Origin of the sequence: Kribbella speibonae (genome assembly GCF_004331375.1) — a bacterium.
Classification (GTDB): domain Bacteria; phylum Actinomycetota; class Actinomycetes; order Propionibacteriales; family Kribbellaceae; genus Kribbella; species Kribbella sindirgiensis.
In genome coordinates this window covers 229,514-251,874 of the sequence record NZ_SJKC01000004.1, presented here as the reverse complement: position 1 = coordinate 251,874, position 22,361 = coordinate 229,514, and the positions used below count along the sequence as shown (strand labels likewise).

Sequence of the window (22,361 nt, the reverse complement as noted above, 5' to 3'; positions counted from 1 at the left end):
TCTCAATACCGGTCTAGTCCTTAAATGTCAAGACTGGCCGGGAGATCTCGTGGGGGGATTGACACTGTGGATGACGGAATGCCGGTGCGGCTCGACGCATCCGTGCGGCTGCTCGTCGGTCCGGCCAACTTCGCGGGTCAGGGCACCCGGTGGGCCCGGGCGCTCGAGGAGCGGGTGCCGGCCACGAAGGCGACGTCGTTCGCCTTCTTCAAGGGAGTACTCGACTACCCGGTCGACTACGGGGTGCCGGCGCGCACGTACCGGCGCAATCCGCGCTGGCGGCTGAACTTCTACAACCATGTGGTGCGCAGCTACACGCACGTGCTGCTCGAGGCGGCCCGGCCGATCTTCGGACCCCTGCACGGGCCGGACGGATCCTTCGAGATCCCGCATCTGCTCACCAAGGGTCTGCAGGTGGGGCTGATCGCCCACGGCTCCGACGTCCGCATCCCCAGCCTGCACGCGGAGACCGAACCGTGGTCGCCGTTCCCCGACCTGGACGACGAGACCGTCGAGCTGCTCGAACGCAATTCCACCCGGGCCGTCGAGCTGTTCACGTCGTACCCGGGCCGGGTGTACGTCTCCACCCCCGATCTGCTCGACTACGTCCCGAACGCGGTCTGGTGCCCGGTGATCGTCGACGTCGAGGCCTGGCGCAGTGACGCCCCGGTGCTCGCGCACGGGAAGCCGGTGGTGGCGCACGCGCCGAGCAAGTCGGCGATGAAGGGTTCCGAGCTGATCGACCCGATCATGGAGAGCCTGGCGGAGCGGGGCCTGATCACCTATCGCCGGGTCGAGGGCGTCGACCCGGCCGACATGCCGGCCGTCTACCGCGACGCCGACATCGTGCTCGACCAGTTCCGCATCGGCAGCTACGGCGTCGCCGCGTGCGAGGCGATGGCGGCGGGCCGGATCGTGGTGGGGCACATCGCCCAGCACGTCCGGGACCGCGTGGCCGCGGAGACCGGGCTGGACCTGCCGATCGTCGACGCGACCCCCGACACCGTCGAGCAGGTCGTCCTGGACCTGATCGCGCACCCGGAGCGGGGCCGCGAGATCGCCGCCCGCGGACCGGACTTCGTCGAGATGGTGCACGACGGCAGCTGGTCGGCGGACGCGCTGGCCGCGTTCGTCGAGCAGTCGAGCCAGTCGAGTCCGGTGCCGGTCGACTGGAAGCCGTCCTGGATCCGGCCCAAGGTCGTGATGATGGCCGGCAACGACATCGTCGTCGACGCCCGCGTGCTCAAGTACGCCCAGACAGTGGCCAACTGGGACCTCGACGTCACCTGCATCGGCATCCCCGGACGCCGGTTCCGGGGCCTCCGCTACTTCGGCAAGGTGCAGGTGCTGTGCCCGATCATCCCGTCGAAGGTGCTGTTGACGGGGTGGCGCAAACGGCTGGCCAACCTCAAGACGAACCTGCGGCCGTGGTTCCGGACCGAGGCCGAGTACACGCTGGCCTACGGCCGCTGGCAGTACGCGAGCCGGGAGCTGCGCGGCGACCGCGGTCGCGATCGCCGCGACCAAGAGCGCACTGGGCCTGCCAAGCGGTCTCTCCTCGACCGACTGCAGCGGGCGATGCGCTGGCGGCTGCTGCGGGTGCACCGCGCCGTCCTCCAGGCCCGCGCGTACTCGTTCCGGCGTACCAGGCCCGCGGCCGACATCACCGACCTGGGCATCGGCAAGCGGCGCGAGCGGCTGCTCGCCCTGTACCGCTACCTGCCGTCGGGGCGCTGGCGGCGGGTGATGCCCGAGCTGGTCGACCAGGAGCTGACGCTCGGCCCGCTGCTCGACCGCCTGCTGATCGAGGTCATCCACGTGCACGACGTGTTCATGCTCGGCATCGCGGCGCGCGCGGCGCACCGGGCGGCACTGGACGGGCGGACGATCAAGATCATCTACGACGCCCACGAGTACATCCCGGGCGTGCCGGTCGTGGCTCCGCGCCGAGTCGCGGCGTACAGCGATCTCGAACGCGAGTTCATCCGCGACGCCGACCGCGTCATCACGGTGTCCGAGCCGCTGGCCCAGTGGCTCAAGCGTGACCACAAGCTGGCCGAGCTGCCCGACGTCGTCCTCAACGCCCCGGTCTCGCCGCCCGAGGACGCCGAGGTGGTCGGTCTGCGCGAGCAGCTCCGGTTGCCCGAGAACGTTCCGCTGCTGGTGTACGGCGGCGGCGTCAACCGTGCTCGCGGCGTAGGAACGGCGGTCGAGGCGCTGACCCACTTGCCCGGCGTCCATCTCGCGATCGTCGCGCGGGCCAACTCCGTCACCGCCGAGTTGCAGGCCCGTGCCGCCGAGCTGGGCGTGGCCGACCGCGTGCACCTGGCGCCGTTCGTCGCCGCCGAGGTCGTGCCGCTCTACCTGCGCTCGGCCACCATCGGCCTCAGCCCGCTGCTGCACGCGCCGAACCACGACATCGCGGTGACGAACAAGTTCTGCGAATACATCGCCGCCGGACTGCCCATCATCACCAGCGACACCCCGGCACAGGCCGATCTGGTGAAGGAGCTGGACCTCGGCGCGGTCTACCCCGCGGGCGACGTGGACGGCCTCGTGCGGGCAGTCCAGACGGTGCTCGCCGACCGCGACCGCATCGCCCAACGCATCGCCGACGACCCCGAACTGCAGCACCGGTTCTCATGGGCGGCCCAGGCCGAGGTCCTCCGGTCGGTCTACGCCGACGTGATGGGCACCTTGCCCGACGCCGCCTGGGCCCCCGGCGCGACCGTCGTACGCAAGCTTCTCCCTGGCCCGCCCGAACTACCGGAGACGAGGTGGCAGGCCTTCAGGGAGAAGATGGCGAAGAGCACCAGCCTGCTGGTCTGAGGCGGCCGCTCAGGAGGGCTACTTCTGGGACTACGGGGCGCGTTGGTCGATCAGCACGCCGAAGCCGTCGAGGTGCCGGTTGAGGCTGTAGTCGAACAGCGCGTCGAGGTCGGGGGTCGTGCTCTCGTGCATCTCGGCGAGCAGCGGGAAGCGACCGGTGGCGAACAGTTCGTCGGCCCGGACCCGTTGGGTGGCGAGCCAATGTGCCAGCGTCATACCGCTGGCGTGCTCGGCTTCCAGCTCCTCGGCGAGGCTGAGGGCGGACGTGATCACCAGCGAGTGCAGCGTGACCGCCTCCTGCACACGGGTCTCGATGGACAGGTCGAGACCCTCCAGAGCCCGAAGCGTCCATTCGGTGTGCGCCATCATGTTCGGCGCCAGAGTCGGTCTGGTGAACGACACCACCCGCGGTAGCCACAGGTGCCGGCGGCACAGGGCCCACTGTGTGCGGGCGATCAGCTCGAGGCGCGCCCTCCAGCCGTCGGGTTCTGTGTCCGGTAGCCCGGCTTCACCGAACACCTGATCGGCCATCTGCGCCAAGAGCTCGTCCTTGTTCGCCACGAGCCGGTACAGCGACATCGGCCCGAGGCGCACCGCGGCGGCCACCCGTCGCATCGAGACTGCTTCGAGCCCTTCTCCGTCGGCGATGGCCACCGCTGCCCGCAACATCCGTTCGCGGCTCACTGCCTGCGAGCCGCGCGTCCGGCGGCGCTCCGGCGTACCTGTCCGGGGCCGCACCAGCGACGCGGGAGCCGCGCTCGGCGGCGCGGGCCGGCTGCGGGTCGGCTGGGCGGTGACCACCGTGCCGGAGCCGACCCGGGTATCGGCCAGGCCTGCCTCGCGGAGGGTGCTGATCACGCGGGTGGCGGTGGCGATCGCAACACCCCACTGCAGGGCGATCTGACGTACTGACGGAAGGCGGTCGCCGGGCCGCAGCGCACCGGTGCGGATCCGGGACTCGAGCTCGGCGACGATCTGCAGATACGGCGGGTCAGGGCGTCCCACGACGACTCCAAGTGTCCTAGTTCACTTAGCGAAACACTAGTACACTTTCCAGTTCTCCGCCGCAGAATTGGCCGGAGTTCGGAGCATCGGCAATACGTTGTAGTTATACGACGTATCCGAAAGGACCACCCGATGCAGCTACGACCGGTAGCGCCGACTGACCACAGCGCGGTGCTGGCCGTGCTGGCGACGGCGTTCGCCGACGACCCGATCGCGACCTGGCTGTTCGGCGGGACCTGTCGGCGGCCCGAGCTTCAAGAACGCTTCTACCGCCACCAACTCGGGCACCCGGCCGCGCGGACCGACATCGTCGACGACGGTGACGGTGTCGCGATCTGGCATCACCTCGCCGGGCCCGAGCCGGCCGCGTCCACCGATCTCAGCGCGGTCTTCGGTACCGCGGGCCTACGGCTCCAGGCCTTGGGCGAGGTGCTCGCACCGCACCACCCCGCCGAACCGCATGCGTACCTGTTCTGCATGGCAGTGACGGGTCGTCGGCAAGGCGCAGGTCTCGGTTCGGCTCTGCTCCGGCACCGGCTGCGCCTGCTCGACCAGGACGGCGTGCCGGCGTACCTCGAAGCGAGCTCGGCGCGTAGCAGGGCGCTCTACCTGCGGCACGGATTCGAGGACCTGGCCGGCCCGGTGCACCCGGCCGGCGGCCCGCCCCTGTGGCCGATGGGACGAAACCCCCGACAGCACTCCTGACTGCACTCCCGACAACAAAAGGAACCACCCATGACGAACGAAAAGCCCACCCTGGTCCTCGTGCACGGCACGAACTCCAACTCCTACGGCTGGTCCGGCCTGGTCAGCGAACTGACGCTGCGCGGCCACCGCGCCGTCGCCGTCGATCTTCCCGGCCACGGCAACAGCCAGTTCATCCCTGAGTCCTACCAGGCTCCCCAGGATCTCGACGCGCTGGCGGTGGAACCCTCGCCGCTGGCCAAGTTCACCGTCGACGACTACGTCGAGCACGTCACCGGTGTCGTGCGCCGCGCGCGCCGCCTCGGACCGGTGCCGGTAGCCGGCCTCGAGTGCCCAGGTGACGGCGCGCTCGCACTCCGCCCCGTCATCCACCTGCCAGACCCCGAGCCCAAGCACGGGGATCTCAGTTCCGTTGGACAGCTGCCGAGTATTAGCGCTCATGCGCCCCAACCTACAACTTGTTGGCGTGCCGGATGACGTCGACGACGTCGGACATCATGCCGGTGAGGTCGTAGTCCTTCGGTGTGTAGACGGCCGCTACACCGGCGGCCCGGAGGGCCTTCGCGTCGGCGTCGGGGACGATGCCGCCGACGACGACCGGCACGTCTTCCAGACCGGCTTCGCGGAGGCCTTCGACCACCTGCGGGACCAGTTCCATGTGGGAGCCCGACAGGATCGAGAGACCGACGCAGTGCACGTCCTCGGCAACGGCCGCGGCGACAATCTGCTCGGGGGTCAGGCGGATGCCTTGGTAGATGACCTCGAAGCCGACATCGCGGGCGCGGACCGCGACCTGCTCGGCGCCGTTCGAGTGACCGTCCAGACCGGGCTTGCCGACCAGGAAGCGGAGCCGGCCGCCCAGCTCGGTGGACGTGGCGGTGACCTTCTCGCGGACCGCGGCGATCTCGGCGCCACCGCCCGATACCCCGACGGATCCGGCGACACCGGTCGGTGCGCGGTACTCGCCATACATCTCGCGCAGTACGCCGGCCCACTCCCCGGTCGTCACGCCGGCGCGTGCGCACTCGAGCGTGACGGGCATCAGGTTGTCGGTCGTCTTGGCCGCGGCACGCAGCTTCGACAGGGCGGTGTCGACGGCGGCCGCGTCGCGCTCGGCACGCCAGGTCTGCAACGACTTCAGGGCCGCCGATTCGGCCGCCGGGTCGACGGTCTGGATCGCGGTGTCGAGATCGGCCGTCAGCGGCGACGGCTCGGTGTTCTCGAACTTGTTGACCCCGACGACGACCTGTTCGCCGGACTCGATCCGCTGCCGCCGCTCGGCATGGGAGCCGACGAGCGCCTGCTTCAGGTACCCGCTCTCGACGGCGGCGACCGCGCCGCCCATCGCCTGCACCCGGTCGATCTCCTCGCGCGCCCCCTCGACCAGCTCGTTGACCTTGGCTTCGATCACGTGCGAGCCGTCGAAGATGTCGTCGTACTCGAGCAGGTCGGACTCGTACGCCAGCACCTGCTGCATCCGCAGCGACCACTGCTGGTCCCACGGTCGCGGCAACCCGAGCGCCTCGTTCCACGCCGGCAGCTGCACGGCCCTGGCCCGCGCGTTCTTCGACAGCGTGACCCCGAGCATCTCGAGGACGATGCGCTGCACGTTGTTCTCCGGCTGCGCCTCGGTCAGCCCGAGTGAGTTCACCTGTACGCCGTACCGCAGCCGCCGGGCCTTCGGGTCCGTGACGCCGTACCGCTCCAAGGTCAACGAGTCCCAGAGCTGGACGAAGGCGCGCATCTTGCACGTCTCCTCGATGAACCGCACGCCGGCGTTCACGAAGAACGAGATCCGCTGCACCACGTCCCCGAACCGCTCCGGCGGCACCTGCCCGCCGTCCCGCACCCGGTCGAGCACGGCGATCGCCGTCGACAGCGCGAACGCCAGCTCCTGCACGGGCGTCGCGCCGGCCTCCTGCAGGTGGTAGCTGCAGATGTTGATCGGGTTCCACTTCGGCATGGTGGCGACCGTGTAGGCGATCACGTCGGTCGTCAGCCGCAGCGACGCGTCCGGCGGGAACGCGTACGTCCCGCGCGACAGGTACTCCTTGACGATGTCGTTCTGCGTGGTCCCGGTCAGCTCGTCCGGCAGCGCGCCCTGCTCCTGCGCGGCCACCTGGTACAGCGCGAGCAGCCACATCGCGGGCGCGTTGATGGTCATCGACGTGTTCATCCGCGCGAGCGGGATCTGGTCGAACAGCGCCCGCACGTCGCCCAGGTGCGCGACCGGTACGCCGACCTTCCCGACCTCACCCTTCGCGAGCGGATGGTCCGCGTCGTACCCGGTCTGGGTCGGCAGGTCGAACGCGACCGACAGCCCGGTCTGGCCCTTCGCAAGGTTCCGCCGGAACAGCGCGTTGGACTCCGCCGCGGACGAGTGGCCCGCGTACGTGCGCATCACCCAGGGTCGATCCTTCTCGGTCGCCATGTACCCGAGAGTAGGACTCTGTGCCCTTGTGAGTCCTCCCCTCGTGACTGGTGTCACCAGGGGTATGGATCACACCGGACACGACCTAGGCGGTCAGTGGCAGCGGTGTTCGCTCGACGTTGAGGACGCGGTGCAGGCGGGTGACCGCGAGGATGCGGACCACCGACGGCATCGGGTGCCAGAGGACGAGTTGCCGGCCGAGCGACTGGGTCCGGCGATGGGTCGCGACCAGCAGGCCGAGGCCGGTGGCGTCGACCGCGTCGACCTCTTCCAGGTCCACGATCACGTCGCCGTCGGAGGTGTCGATCAGTTCGTTGAGAGTTTGACGGACGTCGCCGACAGTGCGCACGTCCAGGATGCCGGTCAGGTGTACGACGTTGTCACCGGTGTCAGGCTTGCTGTGGGTCGGTGCGAGCATGTCCGTGCCCTCCCGCTCTTCCGGCGGCCCCCGAGGTGTTGCGGCCGCGTGGCAGCTCTGTGTTGGTAAAGACTCCCCGGAGACACGGAAGGTTGCCAAGAGTTCACGATCTTTTGATTCGCGAGACAATGGTGTCCGTGTTCGCCGAGGATTACTTCCTGTTCCCGGTGGTGGCCATCGCCCTGGCCGGTCTGATGGTACTGCTGTGCCGCTGGGCCTTCTCGAAGGCGAAGGGCGGGTCGCTGGTACGCCGGGTCGACCATCGCCCGGCCGACCGGGACGCCTTCGGCCTGCTCATCGACATCCGCACCGTGCCGAACTACAACGACGCCCGCGTCCTGGTCAGCCGCCTGAAGGACTTCGGTATCAAGGCGACCGCGGCCCGCACCACCGACGGCTGGACGGTCTACGTCTGGCCGAAGGACGAGGCCGCCGCCCGTGGGCTGCTGGAGACCCCTTGAGCCCCTTTGGCGTGGGTCTAGGGTCTGAGTATGGGGACTCTGCTTGAGCTGGACCTGACCCGCGGTGTACTCGAGACGCCGCCCGCCTCACCCGTGGCGGCGTTCCGTGCGCGCCACCTGCCGACGCTGCGCGAGCTGGTGGGCGCGCTCCGGAAGGGGGCGCGTGACGACGGTGTGGTCGGCGTAGTGGCCCACATCGGCGGCAACCGGCTCTCACTGGCCCAGGTGCAGGAGCTGCGTGAGGCGGTGGCTGACTTCCGTACGTCGGGTAAGGCAGCTGTCGCGTGGACCGAGTCGTTCGGCGAGGCCGGACAGGGCACCGTCCCGTACTACCTGGCAACGGCGTTCGACGAGATCTGGCTGCAGCCGTCCGGCGACCTGGCGATCACCGGTGTGTCTGTGCAGGCGGTCTTCATCCGCGGTGCGCTCGACAAGGCCGGTGTGATCCCCCAGTTCGGCAAGCGGCGTGAGTACAAGACGGCTGCCGACACGTTCACGGAGCGGGAGATGACGGCGCCTGCTCGCGAGATGGCGTCGCGGCTCGCGGAATCGGCGTACGAGCAGATCGTCGAGGGCATCGCCGTACGGCGGCGTCTGGACAGCGCACGAGTCCGAGAGCTCGTCGACAGCGCGCCCCTGCCCGCTGAGGCCGGTCTGGACGCCGGTCTGGTCGATCGACTCGGCTACCGGTCGGACGTGTACGACGAGCTCGAGAAGCAACTCCAGTACGACGACAGGCTGCTGGCTGAGCGGTACATCCGGCGTGGTCCGCGGACGCTCGACGAGGTACGCAAGAACCTCCCGTGGCCGCAGAAGCCGCTGGTGGCAGTCGTCCGCGTGACAGGTGGCATCTCGGTCGGTCGCAACTCCAACAGCCCGATGGGTGGTCCTGGCTCCGGCTCCGACACGGTCGGCGCCGCACTGCGAGCTGTTGCGGACAACGAACGCGTGAAGGCGGTAGTGCTGCGCGTCGACAGCCCAGGTGGTTCGTACGTCGCGTCAGACGCGATCCGCAACGAAGTACTGCGGCTGCGCTCGACCGGACGCCCTGTCATCGCGTCGATGGGCGGTGTGGCCGCATCCGGCGGGTACTTCGTCGCGATGCCGGCTGACGTGATCGTCGCGCAGCCCGGCACGATCACCGGGTCGATCGGGGTCCTCACCGGCAAGGGCGTCGTACGCGATGCGCTGGGACGGATCGGCATCTCCCGCGAGGCCGTGTCCGAGGGCGCGAACGCGCAGATGTTCTCGGCGCAGGAGGAGTTCACCGACGAGCAGTGGGCGCGGCTGGAGGAGATCCTCGACCGCATCTACAAGGACTTCGTCGCCAAGGCCGCACAGGACCGCGGCCTGCCCGAGGAGCAGCTGGAATCGCTGGCCCGCGGACGGGTCTGGACCGGTGCGGACGCGCACAATCACAAGCTGATCGACGAGTTGGGCGGGTTCCAGCACGCACTGACGCTCGCGTGCAACCGGGCCGGTCTGGACCGCGACGAGATCGCCGTGACCGCCGTACCGCACCGCAACCTGCTCAGTCAGCTGAAGGCGCCGACGACGACCGATGATCTGGCGGTCAGTGCGGCGCCGTTGACGCTCGACGGCCTGACCACCGGTCTCTACAGCGCGCTCGGGTTGCCGCCGGCCGGCGTACTGCGGATGCCCTTCAGTTGGGAGATCGGCTAACCGCGCTCGCCGCCCGGGACCCAGAGGACGTCGCCGCCCGAGGACAGGTTCGCGACGCGGCCGAGGATGAAGAGCAGGTCGGACAGCCGGTTCAGGTACGTGATCGCGAGCAGGTTGACGGACGGGCCGTGCGCCTCGACCGCGGCCCAGCCGGCCCGCTCGGAGCGGCGTACGACGGCGCGGGCGACGTTCAGGTACGCGGCGCCCTCGGTGCCGCCCGGCAGGATGAACGAGCGGAGCTTGGTCAAACGACCGTTGTACTCGTCGCACCAGCCCTCGAGGCGGTCGATGTAGTCCTGGGTGATGCGCAACGGAGGGTACTCGGGGTCGGGCGTGATCGGGTTGCACAGGTCCGCGCCGACGTCGAACAGGTCGTTCTGGATGTGCGTCAGCAGCACCACGATCGCGCTGTTCAGGTGCCCGGCCGCGATGGCCACGCCGATCGCGGAGTTCGCCTCGTCGACCTCGCCGTACGCCGCCAGCCGCGGATCCGTCTTAGAGGTGACGGAGTTGTCGCCGAGGCGGGTCTCGCCGGCGTCTCCGGTGCGGGTGTAGATCCGCGTCAAGTTCACAGCCATGCCAGGACTCTACGCAAAGCCCGAGACGGTCGAACGCTACAGTCGACCGGTGGAACGGTTTCGGATCGCGGGTGAGGCACGGCTCGACGGCGCTGTCGAGGTGGCCGGAGCGAAGAACAGTGTGCTCAAGCTGATGGCGGCAGCGCTGCTGGCGGAGGGGACGACGACGCTGCGGCAGGTGCCGGGCATTCTCGACGTCACGTTCATGGCGCAACTGCTGGACACCCTCGGGTGCGAGGTGACCGTCGACGCGGAGCAGCGGCTCGCGACGATCGCCGTACCGGGCACGATCGGGCACCAGTGCGACTACGACCTGGTCCGCAAGCTGCGCGCGTCGATCTCGGTGCTCGGTCCGCTGCTGGCCCGCTGCGGCCAGGCCGAGGTCGCGCTGCCGGGCGGCGACAACATCGGTTCCCGCGGCCTGAACATGCACGTCGCGGGCCTGGAGTCGATGGGCGCGAAGGTGCACATCGAGCACGGCTTCGTGATCGCCGAGGCGCCGCAGGGGCTGCACGGCGCCGAGGTCTGGCTGGACTTCCCGAGTGTCGGCGCCACCGAGACGATCATGATGGCGGCCGTGCTCGCGCGCGGGACCACGATCATCGAGAACGCCGCCCGCGAGCCGGAGATCCAGGACATCGCGGCGATGCTGGTCGAGATGGGCGCGCAGATCGACGGCGCCGGCTCGCCGCGGATCGAGATCACCGGGGTGAGCGGGTTGCTGCATCCCGTCGACCACGTCGTGGTGCCGGACCGGATCGTGTCCGGCAGCTGGGCGTTCGCGGCCGCCATCACCAAGGGTGACGTGACGATCACCAACGGGCACGCGGAACACCTCGAACTGCCGCTCGACAAGCTGCACAAGGCGGGCGCCGAGATCACCGTGCTGAACCCCGGCTTCCGGGTCCGGATGCACGACCGGCCGAAGCCGGTGGACGTGGTCACGCTCCCGTATCCCGGGTTCGCCACCGACCTGCAGGCGTTCGTGATCGCGCTGAACGCGATCAGCGACGGCGCGGCGATGGTCACCGAGAACCTGTTCGAGGGCCGGTTCACGTTCGCGCAGGAGCTGACCCGGCTGGGTGCGCAGATCCAGACCGACGGGCATCACGCGGTCGTTCGCGGCGTACCGCGGCTGTCCGGCGCTCCGGTGGTCGCCTCCGACATCCGCGCGGGCGCCGCCCTGGTGCTGGCCGGTCTCGCCGCCGAGGGCGAGACCCTCGTGTCGGCCGCCCACCACGTGCACCGCGGCTACACCGACTTCGCCGGCAACCTCCGCCGCCTCGGCGCCGACGTCGTCGTGGAACCTGACGACGCGGAAATGTACTGGAGCTAATAAGGTCGTCCGCATGACTGAGCGTGTGGTGAAGCCGGTTGGGCGCGGATTCCTGTTCCTCGACTCCCATCCGGCAGGGTGTGCGCGGGTGGTACGGGACATGGCGGCCGAGGTCGAGGGGCGTACGGCGGAGCGTCGTACGGCGCTGGTGATCGGGTCCAGCTCCGGCTACGGGCTCGCGACCACGATCGCCGGCCTCGCGCGGTACGGGATCGACGGCATCGGCATCTGCTTCGAGAAGGCTCCGACGGCCCGGCGTACGGCGACTGCCGGCTGGTACCGCACTGCGGAGACCGCTGCGCTGGCCGCTGAGCTCGGCCGCTCGTGGACCTTCGTGAACGCCGACGCCTTCGCGGACACCACCAAGGACGAGGTGCTCGACCTGGTCGCCGAGCAGCTCGGCGGTATCGACCACCTCGTCTACAGCGTCGCCGCGCCGCGCCGCACGGACCCGCGCAACGGCGAGACGTACCAGTCGGTGCTGAAGGCGATCGGCGCCGAGCACACCACGAAGAGCCTCGCGTTCGACGACGGTGCGCCGGTGCTGCAGGAGGTCGGGATCGAGGTCGCGACCGACGACGAGATCGCGGAGACCGTGAAGGTGATGGGCGGCGAGGACTGGGCCCGGTGGGTCACCGCCCTCCAGGAGCGCGACCTGCTCAAGCCTGGGTTCAACACCGTCGCCCTCACCTACATCGGCTCCGAGCTGACCGGCCCGCTCTACCGCCAGGGCTCGATCGGCGCGGCCAAGGCGGACCTGGAGCAGACCGCGCTGAAACTGGCCGCGGACGGCGTGACCGCGATGACGTCGGTCAACGGCGCCGCCGTCACCCAGGCGTCGTCCGCGATCCCGGGCATCGGCCTGTACGTCAGCCTGCTGCACAAGGTCACCGCTCTGCAGACGCCGGTAGAACAGTCGATCGCGCTGTGGGACCAGCTCACCGGCGAGACCCCGTTCGACCTGGACGACGAGGGCCGCATCCGCCTCGACCGCTGGGAACTCAACGACGACATCCAGTCCGCCGTCCGCACCCAGTGGGAGTCCGCGACCCAAGACAACATCGCCGAGGTCGCCGACGCCACGTGGTTCCTGTCCGAGGTACGCCGCCTGTACGGCTTCGACGTACCGGGCGTGGACTACAACGCCGACACCGAGGTCGACGTCGAGTGGCCGAGCTGATCAGCTGACAGAAGGTCGCCGCAGAACGAACGGATCGCGCGGTTGACCAGCTCGGGCCGCTCCCAGGGCAGGAAGTGTCCGGCTCCCCTGACCCACAACGGACCCACCGCCGCGGGGAACCCGATCGCGCAGCGCTGCTCGACGTGGTCGTCCTTCGTCACCTGGTCCGTCCCGACGAGGATGAGCGCGGGCTGCTCGACCGGCCGGTCGAGCAGCTCCGGCGCGGACAGCGGCCGGGTGCCCATGACGATCTCGTAGTCGGCGAACGACGCACGGAGCCGGTCCGCGTCGCCGTACGGCTCGGTCAGGAAGGCCAGGTCCTCCTCGTCAAAGGCGTCGGGAGGACACCACAGGCGATGCCCGTAGAACTCGGCGACGTAGCGCCGCCGCTGCTCCGGCGTGTCCAGCTCCGCGACCAGCGCATCGGCCTCACGTCCCTGACGGCGAACGTAGTCGTAGACCGCGGACCCGGCGTTCGCCGCCGGAATGCCGGCGGCCGCGAACGCGTCGTCGAGGGCGGGTGTGGAGTCGTCCAGGATCACTAGGCGGTCCACGCGGTCCGGGTAGCGATTGGCCAGATCGATGGCGATCGACGCGCCGAGATCATGACCTGCGACGACGGCACGTTCCCACCCGAGCTTGCCGAACAGACCGGTCAGGTCGGCGTTGAACGCGTTGAGGTCGTAGTAGCCGTCCGGCGCGAAGTCGGACTCGCCGTACCCGCGCAGGTCCGGCGCGACGACATCGAACCCGGCCTCCGCCAACGGGACGAGGTTGTGCGCCCAGATGCGACTCGTGCAAGGGAATCCGTGCAGAAGCAGCAGCGGTACGCCGCCCGCGCCGCGCCGCCGTACCGCCAGGTGATGCCCGGGGCCGACCTCGACCCGCTGAACCGGCACGATCTCACCAGGAAGACTCACACCTCTGGTCTACACCGCATTCCGGACGGGCTGCTTCCGGAATGTCAGAGGGGCTTGAACGACACCATTTCCAGGACGAGTTCGGCGGCTTCGTCGGAGGCGTTGAGGTCGACGCTGGCGGTGATGCGCCAGTCGTGGTTGCCTTCGGGGTCGTCGATGATTTGCTGGACCTCCCAGTAGCCCGGGTGTTCCTCGACCATGAAGAGTGCAGGGCCGCGGGCTGCGGGGCCGGTGCCCACCACGTCGTGCTCGGCGTAGTACGCCGTACCGGCTTCGGCCCAGCGGCCTGCGTCCCAGCCGGCTGCGGTGTCGAGCTGCCCGAGTTCGGCCCAGCGGTGCAGGGCGAGTAGCTCGACGCGGCGGAACATGGCGTTGCGGACGAGGACGCGGAAAGCCCTGGTGTTCAAGGTGATCCGGCGCGGACCCGCTGGGACCACCTCCGCCTGCGGGACGTCCGTCGGGTTCGTGAGTTCTTCCCACTCGTCGAGCAGGCTGGAGTCGGTCTGGCGGACCACCTCGCCGAGCCACTCGATCAGATCGGTGAGATCGTCGTTCACCTTGTCCGGCGGTACGGTCTGCCGGAGCGCCTTGTACGCGTCGCTGAGGTAGCGCAGGACGATGCCCTCGGACCGCGCGAGACCGTAGTACTGGATGAACTCGCCGAAGGTCATCGCCCGCTCGAACATGTCCCGGACCACCGACTTCGGCGACAGCCCGGCCTCGGCGATCCACGGGTGCGTCTGCCGGTACATCTCCAAAGTTGCCTCGAGCAACTCTTCGAGCGGCTTCGGCCAGCTGATGTCCTCGAGCAGCTCCATCCGCTCCTCGTACTCGATGCCGTCGGCCTTCATCGAGTTCACGGCCTCGCCCTTGGCGTGGTGCAGCTGCGCCAACAGGATCGCGCGCGGATCCTCCAGCGTCGCCTCGACCACCGACACCACGTCGAGCGCGTACACGGGGTCCTCGGGGTCGAGCAGATCGAGCGCGGCCAGCGCGAACGTGGACAGCGGCTGGTTCAGGCTGAAGTCCTTCTGCAGGTCCACGGTCAGCCGCAGCGACCGGCCGTTCTCGTCCGGCTCGTCCAGGCGCTCGACGACGCCGGCGGTGAGCAGCGTCCGGTAGATCTGGATCGCGCGGCGGATCAGCCGGATCTGCGCCCGCGAGTCCTCGTGGTTGTCCTGCAGCAGGTGCCGCATGCTCGCGAACGCGTCGCCGTCGCGGGCGATCACGTTCAGCAGCATCGCGTGGCTGACCCGCATCCGCGACTGCAGCGGCTCCGGGTCGGCCGCGACGAGCCGGTCGAACGTGTCCTCGCCCCAGGTGACGAAACCCTCCGGCGGCTTCTTGCGCTGGACCCGCCGCTGCTTCTTCGGGTCGTCACCGGCCTTCGCGAGCAGCTTGACGTTCTCCACGACGTGGTCCGGCGCTTGCACGACGACCGTGCCGGACGTGTCGTACCCGGCCCGGCCGGCGCGGCCGGCGATCTGGTGGAACTCGCGCGCCTTGAGGATGCGCTGCCGACGGCCGTCGTACTTGCTCAGAGCGGTCAGCAGGACGGTACGGATCGGTACGTTGATCCCGACGCCGAGCGTGTCCGTACCGCAGATGACCTTCAGCAACCCCGCCTGCGCGAGCTGCTCGACCAGCCGCCGGTACTTCGGCAGCATGCCGGCGTGGTGGACGCCGATCCCGTGCATGATCAGCCGGTGCAGGGTCCTGCCGAAGCCGGAACTGAAGCGGAAGTGCCCGATCAGCTCCTTGATCTTGTCCTTCTCCTCCTTCGTGCAGACGTTGATGCTGGTCAGCGCCTGGGCGCGTTCCAGGGCAGCGGCCTGCGTGAAGTGGACGACGTACACCGGAGCCTGGTGCGTCACCAGGAGTTCGGTGAGCGTCTCGTGCAGCGGCGTGGTGACGTACTTGTAGAGGAGCGGGACAGGGCGCTCGCCGGACGAGACGATCGCGGTCGGCCGGCCGGTCCTGCGGGACAGATCGATCTTGAATCGCTCGACGTCGCCGAGAGTCGCGGACATCAGCACGAACTGCGCCTTCGGCAGCTCGAGCAGCGGCACCTGCCAGGCCCAGCCGCGGTCCGGCTCGGAGTAGAAGTGGAACTCGTCCATCACCACCTGGCCGACGTCCGCGTCCGCCCCTTCGCGCAGGGCGATGTTCGCCAGGACCTCCGCCGTACAGCAGATGATCGGCGCGCCCGCGTTGACGGAGGCGTCGCCGGTCAGCATGCCGACCTTCTCGGCGCCGAACACGTCGCACAATGCGAAGAACTTCTCCGACACCAGGGCCTTGATCGGCGCGGTGTAGAACGTCCGCTGCCCGTTCGCCAGCGCGGCGAAGTGCGCACCGGTCGCCACCAGACTCTTCCCGGACCCGGTCGGCGTCGACAGGATCACGTTCGACCCCGTCATCACCTCGATCAGCGCCTCCTCCTGCGCCGGGTACAGCGAGATCCCCTGCTCCCCCACCCAGCTCTGCAGGGCGTCGAACAGGTCGTCAGGCTCGGTGGTCCCCGGCAACATCTCGGTCAGCGTCATCACCGCCCATTGTCCCTGACCGGCCAATCCACCGGCCGGCCGGGATATCTACCGTTCGGCTCGCCAGGCCGACCGTTCGGCGACAGAATCTCTGCAAACGATTGCATGCGTAGGTATTCGGGGGTGACTTGATGGGCATGACTTTTACTGCGTGGCGCCGGGTGGGCGCGAGTTTGCTGGTGACGGCGGTGGGTGCGGCAGGTCTGGTGGCGGCCGCACCGGACGAGGTGGCGACTGGAGGTGCTGGCAGCGGGCTGGTGACGACATGGGGCGCGGCGGACGACATCGCCGGCGGGTCGTTGAGTGACATGACCGTGCGGAACGTGCTGCGGACGTCCGTGGGCGGGAAGGATCTGCGGATCCGGATCTCCAACGCGAACGGGGACCAGCCGCTGGTGTCCGACTCGGTGTACGTCGGGCGGCAGGACAACGGTGCGAGCGTGGTGCCGGGGTCCAGCCGGCGCCTCACGTTCAGCGGCAGTACGACGGTGACGATCCCACCGGGCGCGATGGCGATCAGCGATCCGCTGCCCGGTACGGTGCCGGCCCTGACCAGCCTGACGGTCAGCCTGCACGTGGTCGGGACGACGGGCGTGATCACCGCGCACAACCGGGCGATGCAGCACAGCTACAAGTCGACGTCCGGCGACCACGCGGCCGACGAGTCGAGTACGGCGTACCAGACGGAGTCCTCGGCGTGGTACTTCCTGAACGCCGCGATCGTCGAGGCGCCGCGGCCGGTGGAGACCGTCGCGACGCTCGGCGACTCGATCACCTCGTCGGTCGGCACGACGATCGACACGAACCGGCGCTGGCCAGACATCCTGGCCGCCCGGTACGCGAAGCTGCCGGAGCCGCGACGGCTGGCGATCTCGAACGAAGGCATCTCGGGGAACCGGGTGCTCGGCGGGATCGCAAAGGCAGGCAGTGCGGGCGCGAGCGCGCTGGCCCGGCTGGACAAGGACGTGCTGACGAAGCCCGGCGTACGGACCGTGCTGGTGCTGGAAGGGATCAACGACATCTACGCCGGCGCGACGACCGAGCAGTTGCTCGCCGGGTATCGGCAGCTGATCGCCCGGGTGCACGCGTCCGGCCGTTGCATCGTCGGCGGGACGCTGACGCCGATGGGGAGCTCGTTCGTGTACACGCCGGAGAAGGAAGCGATCCGGCAGGCGGTGAACACGTTCATCCGCACGAGCGGCGAGTTCGACGGCGTGGCCGACTTCGACGCGGCGACCCGTGACCCGGCGGATCCGTCCCGGCTCGCGGCGGCGTACGACGGCGGCGACGGCCTGCACCCGAACGACGCCGGCAACCACGCCATGGGCGACGCCCCGAACCTCGACTCCCTACGCTGCAAGTAGCGGGAACAACCGCCGGGGTCTGGGAACAGGATATTGCTTGTTCCCAGTCCCCAGCGGGAGTGCCTACTTCCGCCCCTGGGCGGACATTGCTTCCTCGTATTCGTGCCGGATCGCGTCGCCGGCGGACTTCCGCCACTCGGCGACCGTCTTGTCCCAGTCCGTCAGGTCGGCACGGCCCAGCTGGATGTCCTTCGTGAGCGCGTCGAACCGGTTGTCGTTCAGCTTCCCCTTGATCGACTGGGTCGGCGAGTACAGCCCGTACGTCGGCTGCAGGATCGCCGTCGGCAGGATGGACTTGAGATGGTTGTACGCGACATCGACCGCCTCGGGATGACCCGGGAAATAGACCGGGTATCCGCCGTCGGCCAGGTACTGGATCGGGAACTCGCCCAGACAGACCTCACTCTGCCCGGCCTCGGTGAGCACCGGGTCGGTGCCCTTCAGCGTGTAATGCCGTCCGGGCAGCCCGAACTTACGGAACAGGTACTCCGCGGTGCCGAACGGCGCGGCCATCCAGTTGAGGATCCGCAACAGCATCTTGGTCCGCTCGGGCGAGCTCGGCCGCATCGCCGCGATCGAGTTGTTCGGCTGCCCGAGCAGGAACCGCCCGACCTTCCCGGACGCGTCCCGCACGACCGGCAACCCGATCGCGAAGTTCGGCACCACACTGCGCCGATAGAAGCTCTGGATCGACGAGTACGTGTCCTGGGTCATCACCGCTGACCCCTGACTGAACCAGACCTTCTGGTTGTTCTTCGCGATCCCGTCGGGATGGATCAGACCGGCCTTCTGCAACTGCGCACCGACCGCGATCATCTGCTTGTGTTCCTCGAGCTCGCGACTGTGCACCAGGCGTCCGTCGCGAACCTCCCACCCGTTCGGCAACCCGAGCATCGCGCTCACCGCGGCCGTCGGCGGCACGGCGAACGCCCACCGGTTCTTCTTGCCGTCCGTGACCGCGTTGGCGACCGCGATCAGCTCGTCCACACCGGGTGAGCCGAGCTCGACGCCGAGCTGGTCGAGGATGTCCTGCCGCGCCAGCAGCAGGTTCGACGACATCACCCCGCGCTGGATCGGGACGGCCCGGATGCCGCCGGAGTACACGCAGCCGCGCCACGAATCAGTGGAGAGGTTGGCGAGGAACGGATACTCCAGGATCGCGTCGCCCGACAGGTACTCGGTGAGGTCTTGAGCGCGTGCCTCCAGGAACTGCGGCAGGTAGGCGAAACCGCCGTCGACATTGAACAGATCACCCAGGGTGTCGCCGGCCACGGACGTCGCGAATTTGTTGACGTAGTCGCTGCCCGCGGCCGAGGTGATCGTCAGGTCCAGTGGCGAACCGACGCGCTGGTTCAGCTCCTTCCAGTAGGGATTGCGGTCGGCGGTCGGCGGAATCGGGTTCGACGTCGGCACCGTCCCGGTCACGTCGCTGCCGTCGCCGGGTGCGCCGTCGGTGACGTTGGCCGGGTTCGCCGGGAACTTGTAGAAGCAGTCCGGCATCAACGGGTGGCTTCGCGGCAGGTCCGGTTTCGGGCCGTCGAAGCGTTGGTACGTCGGGAGCGCGACGGGCTTGTTCAGCGCCGCGATATCGGTCGATCGCGTCACGGTCGAGCAGCCGCTCAGGCTGACGGCCGCGGCGGCCAGCGATCCGCCGAGGAGCGTTCTTCTGCTGATCCCGGTCATCCCTTCACCGCCCCGGTCATCATGCCCTTGGCGAAGTGCCGTTGCAGGAACGGGTACACGATCAGGATCGGCACCAGCGACACCACCAGGATCGCCATCTGGATCGATTCCTGCGGCGGCAGCTGGTCGGCCGACGCGCCGCCGAGATCACCGCTGCTCAGCTCGGTGTTGTTGACGACGTACGTCCGCAGGACCAGCTGCAACGGCCATTTCGCGGTGTCGCTGATGTAGAGCATCGCGTTGAAGAACGCGTTCCAGTACCCGACCGCGTAGAACAGCCCGACGACCGCGAGCACGGCCCGCGACAGCGGCAGCACGATCGACCAGAAGATCCGGAAGTCGCCGGCGCCGTCGATCCGGGCCGAGTCCAGCACCGAGTCCGGGATACCCATGAAGAACGAGCGCAGCACGATCACGTTGAACCCGCTGATCGCCGTCGGCAGGATCAGCGCCAGCAACGAGTCGAGCAGCCCGAACTCCTTCACCACCAGGTAGTTCGGGATCAGGCCGGGGCTGAACAACAGGCTGAACAGCACGATCATCAGGATCGGCCGCTGCCCGAACGACCCCGGCCGGCTGAGCGCGTACGCGAGCATCGTGGAGCCGGCCAGGCTGATCAGCGTGCCGCCGGTGGCGATCACGACACTGACCAGCAGCGCCCGCTGCACCACGCCGCCGTTGAAGATCGACTTGTAGGCGTCCAGGTTCAGGCCGTCCGGCCAGAGCACGAAGCCGCCGGAGTTCGTCACGTGCTGCTGGCTGGCGATGCTGGTCGAGATCACACCGATGAACGGGATGATGACGATCGCGCAGCAGATCAGCAGTACGACGCCTTTGACCGCCCGCGAGGCGGTGCCGGGACCGTCGTCGATCCCTTTCTGCATCGTGCTCATTTCTTGTACACCCCCGCCTCACCGAAGATGTGGGCGATCTTGTTGGCGCCGAGCACCAGGACGACGGCAACAAGCCCCTTGACCAATCCGACCGCGGCCGAGACACCCCATTGGCCGGCCAGTACGCCGTTGTTGTAGACGTAGGTGTCGAGTACTTCGCTCGCCGGTCTCCCGACCAGGTTCTGCTGCAGGATGATCTGCTCGAACCCGACGGTCAGCGAGTCGCCGAGCCGCAGGATCAGCAGCAGGATGATCAGTCCGCGGATCCCGGGCACCGTGACATGCCACAACTGCCGCCAGCGGGAGGCGCCGTCGACGCGGGCGGCCTCGTACAGCCCCGGATCGATCTGTGTCAGCGCCGCGAGGAACAGGATCGTCCCCCAGCCGGTGTCCTTCCAGATCACCTGACTGGTGAGCAGCGCGATGAAGCCGTCCGGGTTGCCGAGGAAGTCGATCGTGCCCATCCCGTGCTCGCGGAGGAAGTTGTTGATCATCCCGCTGCCGCCGAGGACCTGCTGGAAGATCGCGATCACGATCACCCAGGACAGGAAGTGCGGCAGGTACAGCACCGACTGCACGACCCGCTTGATCCGCTCGGACAGCAGGCTGTTCAGCAGCAGCGCCAGCGCGATCGGCGCCGGGAACACGAAGATCACCTGGACCAGCGTGATCAGCAGCGTGTTCTTGAGCGCGTTCAGGAACTCCGGGTCGCCGTTGAAGATCACCGCGAAGTTGTCCCACCCGACCCATGCGCTGCGGCCGAGCGGTACGAACGGCAGATACTCCTGGAACGCGATCAGGTTCCCGAGCAGCGGCAGGTAGTGGAACACCAGCAGCAGCGCCAGCCCGGGCAGCGCCATCAGCAGCAAGATCTTGTCCCGGCGGGCGCGCGCCCACCAGGACAGCGGCTTCGCCGAGGGTCTACTGTCCGTAACGGTCCCCGGTGGTCCGGAGCCCGTCGGTTTACCGGCCGTGGTCTGTCGGCTGGGGATTCGTTCTGTTTGAGCCACGCGACACTCCCAGGTCGTAGCCCCCCACGGTTGGAGAGCGCTTTCCCGTTCTCCTTTGTTCGACTGTGTCGTGTCTTGGGGTCAACCGCAGCTTCGGTCGGAGTGTCTGGCGGAAACTGGTCAGGCGTTCCGGCGCCGCACCGCGCCGTCGTCCAGGAGGGCCTGGCGGGTTGCTGGGGAGATGCCTAGTTCGGCCAGCAGCTCATCGGTGTGTTCGCCGACGAGCGGGGCAGGACGGTGTACGTCGGCCGGGGTGCGGCTGAAGCGGTACGGGAAGCCTGGCGTGGTCACGGTGCCCTCGGTCGGGTGCTCGTATGTCACGAAGGACTCGTTGTGCAGCACCTGCGGGTCCGTGCGTACGTCGTCGTACGAGAGCACCGGACCGCACCACACGCCGCGCTCACGCAGCTTGAGCATCCAGTGCTCGGTCGTCTCCCGTCGCAACGCAGTAGACACCGCGGCGGCGATCTCGTCGCGCCGTGCGAAGCCGTCGCGCTCCGCGTCCAGTCCGGCGAGCTGCGGCGCGTCCAGTACCTCCGCGAGTACGGGCAGGTTCGCAAACGCCAGTGAGATGTACCCGTCGGCAGTGGTGAAGATCCCGTACGGCGCGCGGATGTAGCTGTGCGCGTGTACCTCCTCGGACCGCGTCTGTGGTACGCCGCCAACGGTGTGCACCGACAGCTCCTGCATCTGCAGAGCGATCACCGCGTCCAGCATGTTCACCTGGACGAGCTGCCCCTCGCCAGTCCGCTCCCGGTGCAGCAGGGCTGCCAGCACGCCTTCGAACGCGCTGTACGCCGTGACCGCGTCGGCCAGGAAGTACGGTGCGGCGACAGGTGGCTCATCCGGTCGGCCGGCGCTGAACAGCGCACCGCTCATCGCCTGTACCAGCAGGTCCTGTCCGGGCCACTCGGCGTACGGACCGCTCTCGCCGTACCCAGAGATCGACACGTAGACCAGCGAGGGCTTCAGTGCGCGCAGGGTGTCGTAGTCGACGCCGAGGCGTGCGGCGACGCCCGGCCGGTAGTTCTGCAGGAACACGTCTGTTGTACGCACCAGCTCGTACAGCAGCTCGCGGCCCGCGTCGGACTTCAGGTCGACGGCCAGGCTGCGCTTGTTGCGGTTCAGCGACAGGAAGGACGCGTTGATCTCATTGCCGGTCGCTCCGCCGGCGGCGGTGTGCCGTTGCCACTCGCCGGTGACCGGCTCGACCTTGACCACGTCAGCACCGAGGTCGCCGAGCCGCATCGCCGCCAGCGGCCCGGCCATCGCCACCGACAGGTCGAGTACCCGGTAGCCACCCAGAATGTTCATGACCT

At 68.6% G+C, this 22,361-nt stretch carries 18 protein-coding genes; 8 read left to right on the top strand and 10 right to left on the bottom strand.

The annotated features are described in order from the left end of the window. Positions 1–66 precede the first annotated feature (66 nt). The gene (locus E0H92_RS29205; RefSeq protein WP_131498530.1) at positions 67–2,829 is read left to right on the top strand and encodes a glycosyltransferase; all 2,763 of its coding nucleotides are present in this window, start codon (positions 67–69) and stop codon (positions 2,827–2,829) included. A gap of 30 nt (positions 2,830–2,859) precedes the next feature. Here the strand turns inward: E0H92_RS29205 and E0H92_RS29200 are convergent, their stop codons facing one another. Beyond that, on the bottom strand, positions 2,860–3,834 hold the full coding sequence (locus tag E0H92_RS29200) for a TetR/AcrR family transcriptional regulator C-terminal domain-containing protein (RefSeq protein ID WP_131498529.1): 975 nt from the start codon (positions 3,832–3,834) through the stop codon (positions 2,860–2,862). 132 nt (positions 3,835–3,966) lie between these two features. Between E0H92_RS29200 and E0H92_RS29195 the strand changes: the two genes are divergently transcribed. Then, complete coding sequence (locus E0H92_RS29195; protein WP_131498528.1) at positions 3,967–4,539, top strand: GNAT family N-acetyltransferase; 573 nt, start codon at positions 3,967–3,969, stop codon at positions 4,537–4,539. A gap of 30 nt (positions 4,540–4,569) precedes the next feature. Further along, the gene (locus E0H92_RS29190) at positions 4,570–5,016 is read left to right on the top strand and encodes an alpha/beta hydrolase (RefSeq protein WP_131498527.1); all 447 of its coding nucleotides are present in this window, start codon (positions 4,570–4,572) and stop codon (positions 5,014–5,016) included. On the opposite strand, the gene E0H92_RS29185 is transcribed toward E0H92_RS29190, so the two are convergent. Both E0H92_RS29185 and E0H92_RS29180 read right to left on the bottom strand, forming a co-directional pair. Next, complete coding sequence (locus E0H92_RS29185) at positions 4,991–6,970, bottom strand: protein meaA (protein ID WP_131498526.1); 1,980 nt, start codon at positions 6,968–6,970, stop codon at positions 4,991–4,993. The genes E0H92_RS29190 and E0H92_RS29185 overlap by 26 nt on opposite strands. A gap of 85 nt (positions 6,971–7,055) precedes the next feature. Next, a complete protein-coding gene (locus E0H92_RS29180) occupies positions 7,056–7,388 on the bottom strand; it encodes an STAS domain-containing protein (RefSeq protein ID WP_131463514.1) in 333 nt (110 codons plus the stop codon). A gap of 128 nt (positions 7,389–7,516) precedes the next feature. Between E0H92_RS29180 and E0H92_RS29175 the strand changes: the two genes are divergently transcribed. Both E0H92_RS29175 and sppA read left to right on the top strand, forming a co-directional pair. Continuing rightward, on the top strand, positions 7,517–7,849 hold the full coding sequence (locus E0H92_RS29175; RefSeq protein WP_131464207.1) for a hypothetical protein: 333 nt from the start codon (positions 7,517–7,519) through the stop codon (positions 7,847–7,849). Positions 7,850–7,879: 30 nt separating this feature from the next. Further along, on the top strand, positions 7,880–9,532 hold the full coding sequence (gene sppA, locus E0H92_RS29170) for a signal peptide peptidase SppA (RefSeq protein WP_131463513.1): 1,653 nt from the start codon (positions 7,880–7,882) through the stop codon (positions 9,530–9,532). On the opposite strand, the gene E0H92_RS29165 is transcribed toward sppA, so the two are convergent. Then, the gene (locus E0H92_RS29165; RefSeq protein WP_131291376.1) at positions 9,529–10,110 is read right to left on the bottom strand and encodes a cob(I)yrinic acid a,c-diamide adenosyltransferase; all 582 of its coding nucleotides are present in this window, start codon (positions 10,108–10,110) and stop codon (positions 9,529–9,531) included. The genes sppA and E0H92_RS29165 overlap by 4 nt on opposite strands. Positions 10,111–10,159: 49 nt before the next feature. Here E0H92_RS29165 and murA point away from each other — a divergent pair, with 49 nt between their 5' ends. Together murA and fabV are read left to right on the top strand one after the other, a co-directional pair. Then, complete coding sequence (murA, locus tag E0H92_RS29160; protein WP_131291374.1) at positions 10,160–11,446, top strand: UDP-N-acetylglucosamine 1-carboxyvinyltransferase; 1,287 nt, start codon at positions 10,160–10,162, stop codon at positions 11,444–11,446. A 13-nt stretch (positions 11,447–11,459) separates the two neighbouring features. Further along, on the top strand, positions 11,460–12,626 hold the full coding sequence (gene fabV / locus E0H92_RS29155; protein ID WP_131498525.1) for an enoyl-[acyl-carrier-protein] reductase FabV: 1,167 nt from the start codon (positions 11,460–11,462) through the stop codon (positions 12,624–12,626). On the opposite strand, the gene E0H92_RS29150 is transcribed toward fabV, so the two are convergent. Continuing rightward, positions 12,584–13,546, bottom strand: a complete 963-nt coding sequence (locus E0H92_RS29150) for an alpha/beta fold hydrolase (RefSeq protein ID WP_131498524.1) — start codon at positions 13,544–13,546, stop codon at positions 12,584–12,586. The genes fabV and E0H92_RS29150 overlap by 43 nt on opposite strands. 44 nt (positions 13,547–13,590) lie before the next feature. After that, positions 13,591–16,092, bottom strand: a complete 2,502-nt coding sequence (locus E0H92_RS29145; protein ID WP_131498523.1) for a DEAD/DEAH box helicase — start codon at positions 16,090–16,092, stop codon at positions 13,591–13,593. Positions 16,093–16,229: 137 nt separating this feature from the next. Between E0H92_RS29145 and E0H92_RS29140 the strand changes: the two genes are divergently transcribed. Then, complete coding sequence (locus tag E0H92_RS29140; protein WP_165550093.1) at positions 16,230–17,456, top strand: SGNH/GDSL hydrolase family protein; 1,227 nt, start codon at positions 16,230–16,232, stop codon at positions 17,454–17,456. A 63-nt stretch (positions 17,457–17,519) separates the two neighbouring features. Here E0H92_RS29140 and E0H92_RS29135 read toward each other — a convergent pair whose 3' ends face one another. The 4 genes from E0H92_RS29135 to E0H92_RS29120 form a co-directional block, all read right to left on the bottom strand. Continuing rightward, positions 17,520–19,139: an extracellular solute-binding protein gene (locus tag E0H92_RS29135; RefSeq protein WP_131498521.1), complete on the bottom strand. Its 1,620-nt coding sequence runs from the start codon at positions 19,137–19,139 to the stop codon at positions 17,520–17,522. Continuing rightward, a complete protein-coding gene (locus E0H92_RS29130; RefSeq protein WP_131463507.1) occupies positions 19,136–20,032 on the bottom strand; it encodes a carbohydrate ABC transporter permease in 897 nt (298 codons plus the stop codon). Before E0H92_RS29130 ends, E0H92_RS29135 begins: the two co-directional genes overlap by 4 nt. Continuing rightward, complete coding sequence (locus E0H92_RS29125) at positions 20,029–20,892, bottom strand: ABC transporter permease (RefSeq protein WP_131463506.1); 864 nt, start codon at positions 20,890–20,892, stop codon at positions 20,029–20,031. Before E0H92_RS29125 ends, E0H92_RS29130 begins: the two co-directional genes overlap by 4 nt. Positions 20,893–21,162: 270 nt before the next feature. Continuing rightward, positions 21,163–22,356, bottom strand: a complete 1,194-nt coding sequence (locus tag E0H92_RS29120; protein ID WP_131498520.1) for a CaiB/BaiF CoA transferase family protein — start codon at positions 22,354–22,356, stop codon at positions 21,163–21,165. Positions 22,357–22,361: the final 5 nt, after the last annotated feature.

Coding starts and splice junctions, on each gene's coding strand:
- E0H92_RS29195 (WP_131498528.1), top strand. CDS start 3,967: ATGCAGCTACGACCGGTAGCGCCGACTGACCACAGCGCGGTGCTGGCC.
- E0H92_RS29190 (WP_131498527.1), top strand. CDS start 4,570: ATGACGAACGAAAAGCCCACCCTGGTCCTCGTGCACGGCACGAACTCC.
- E0H92_RS29185 (WP_131498526.1), bottom strand. CDS start 6,970: ATGGCGACCGAGAAGGATCGACCCTGGGTGATGCGCACGTACGCGGGC.
- E0H92_RS29180 (WP_131463514.1), bottom strand. CDS start 7,388: ATGCTCGCACCGACCCACAGCAAGCCTGACACCGGTGACAACGTCGTA.
- E0H92_RS29175 (WP_131464207.1), top strand. CDS start 7,517: ATGGTGTCCGTGTTCGCCGAGGATTACTTCCTGTTCCCGGTGGTGGCC.
- sppA (WP_131463513.1), top strand. CDS start 7,880: ATGGGGACTCTGCTTGAGCTGGACCTGACCCGCGGTGTACTCGAGACG.
- E0H92_RS29165 (WP_131291376.1), bottom strand. CDS start 10,110: ATGGCTGTGAACTTGACGCGGATCTACACCCGCACCGGAGACGCCGGC.
- fabV (WP_131498525.1), top strand. CDS start 11,460: ATGACTGAGCGTGTGGTGAAGCCGGTTGGGCGCGGATTCCTGTTCCTC.
- E0H92_RS29145 (WP_131498523.1), bottom strand. CDS start 16,092: ATGACGCTGACCGAGATGTTGCCGGGGACCACCGAGCCTGACGACCTG.
- E0H92_RS29140 (WP_165550093.1), top strand. CDS start 16,230: ATGACTTTTACTGCGTGGCGCCGGGTGGGCGCGAGTTTGCTGGTGACG.
- E0H92_RS29135 (WP_131498521.1), bottom strand. CDS start 19,139: ATGACCGGGATCAGCAGAAGAACGCTCCTCGGCGGATCGCTGGCCGCC.
- E0H92_RS29130 (WP_131463507.1), bottom strand. CDS start 20,032: ATGAGCACGATGCAGAAAGGGATCGACGACGGTCCCGGCACCGCCTCG.
- E0H92_RS29125 (WP_131463506.1), bottom strand. CDS start 20,892: ATGGCGCTGCCCGGGCTGGCGCTGCTGCTGGTGTTCCACTACCTGCCG.
- E0H92_RS29120 (WP_131498520.1), bottom strand. CDS start 22,356: ATGAACATTCTGGGTGGCTACCGGGTACTCGACCTGTCGGTGGCGATG.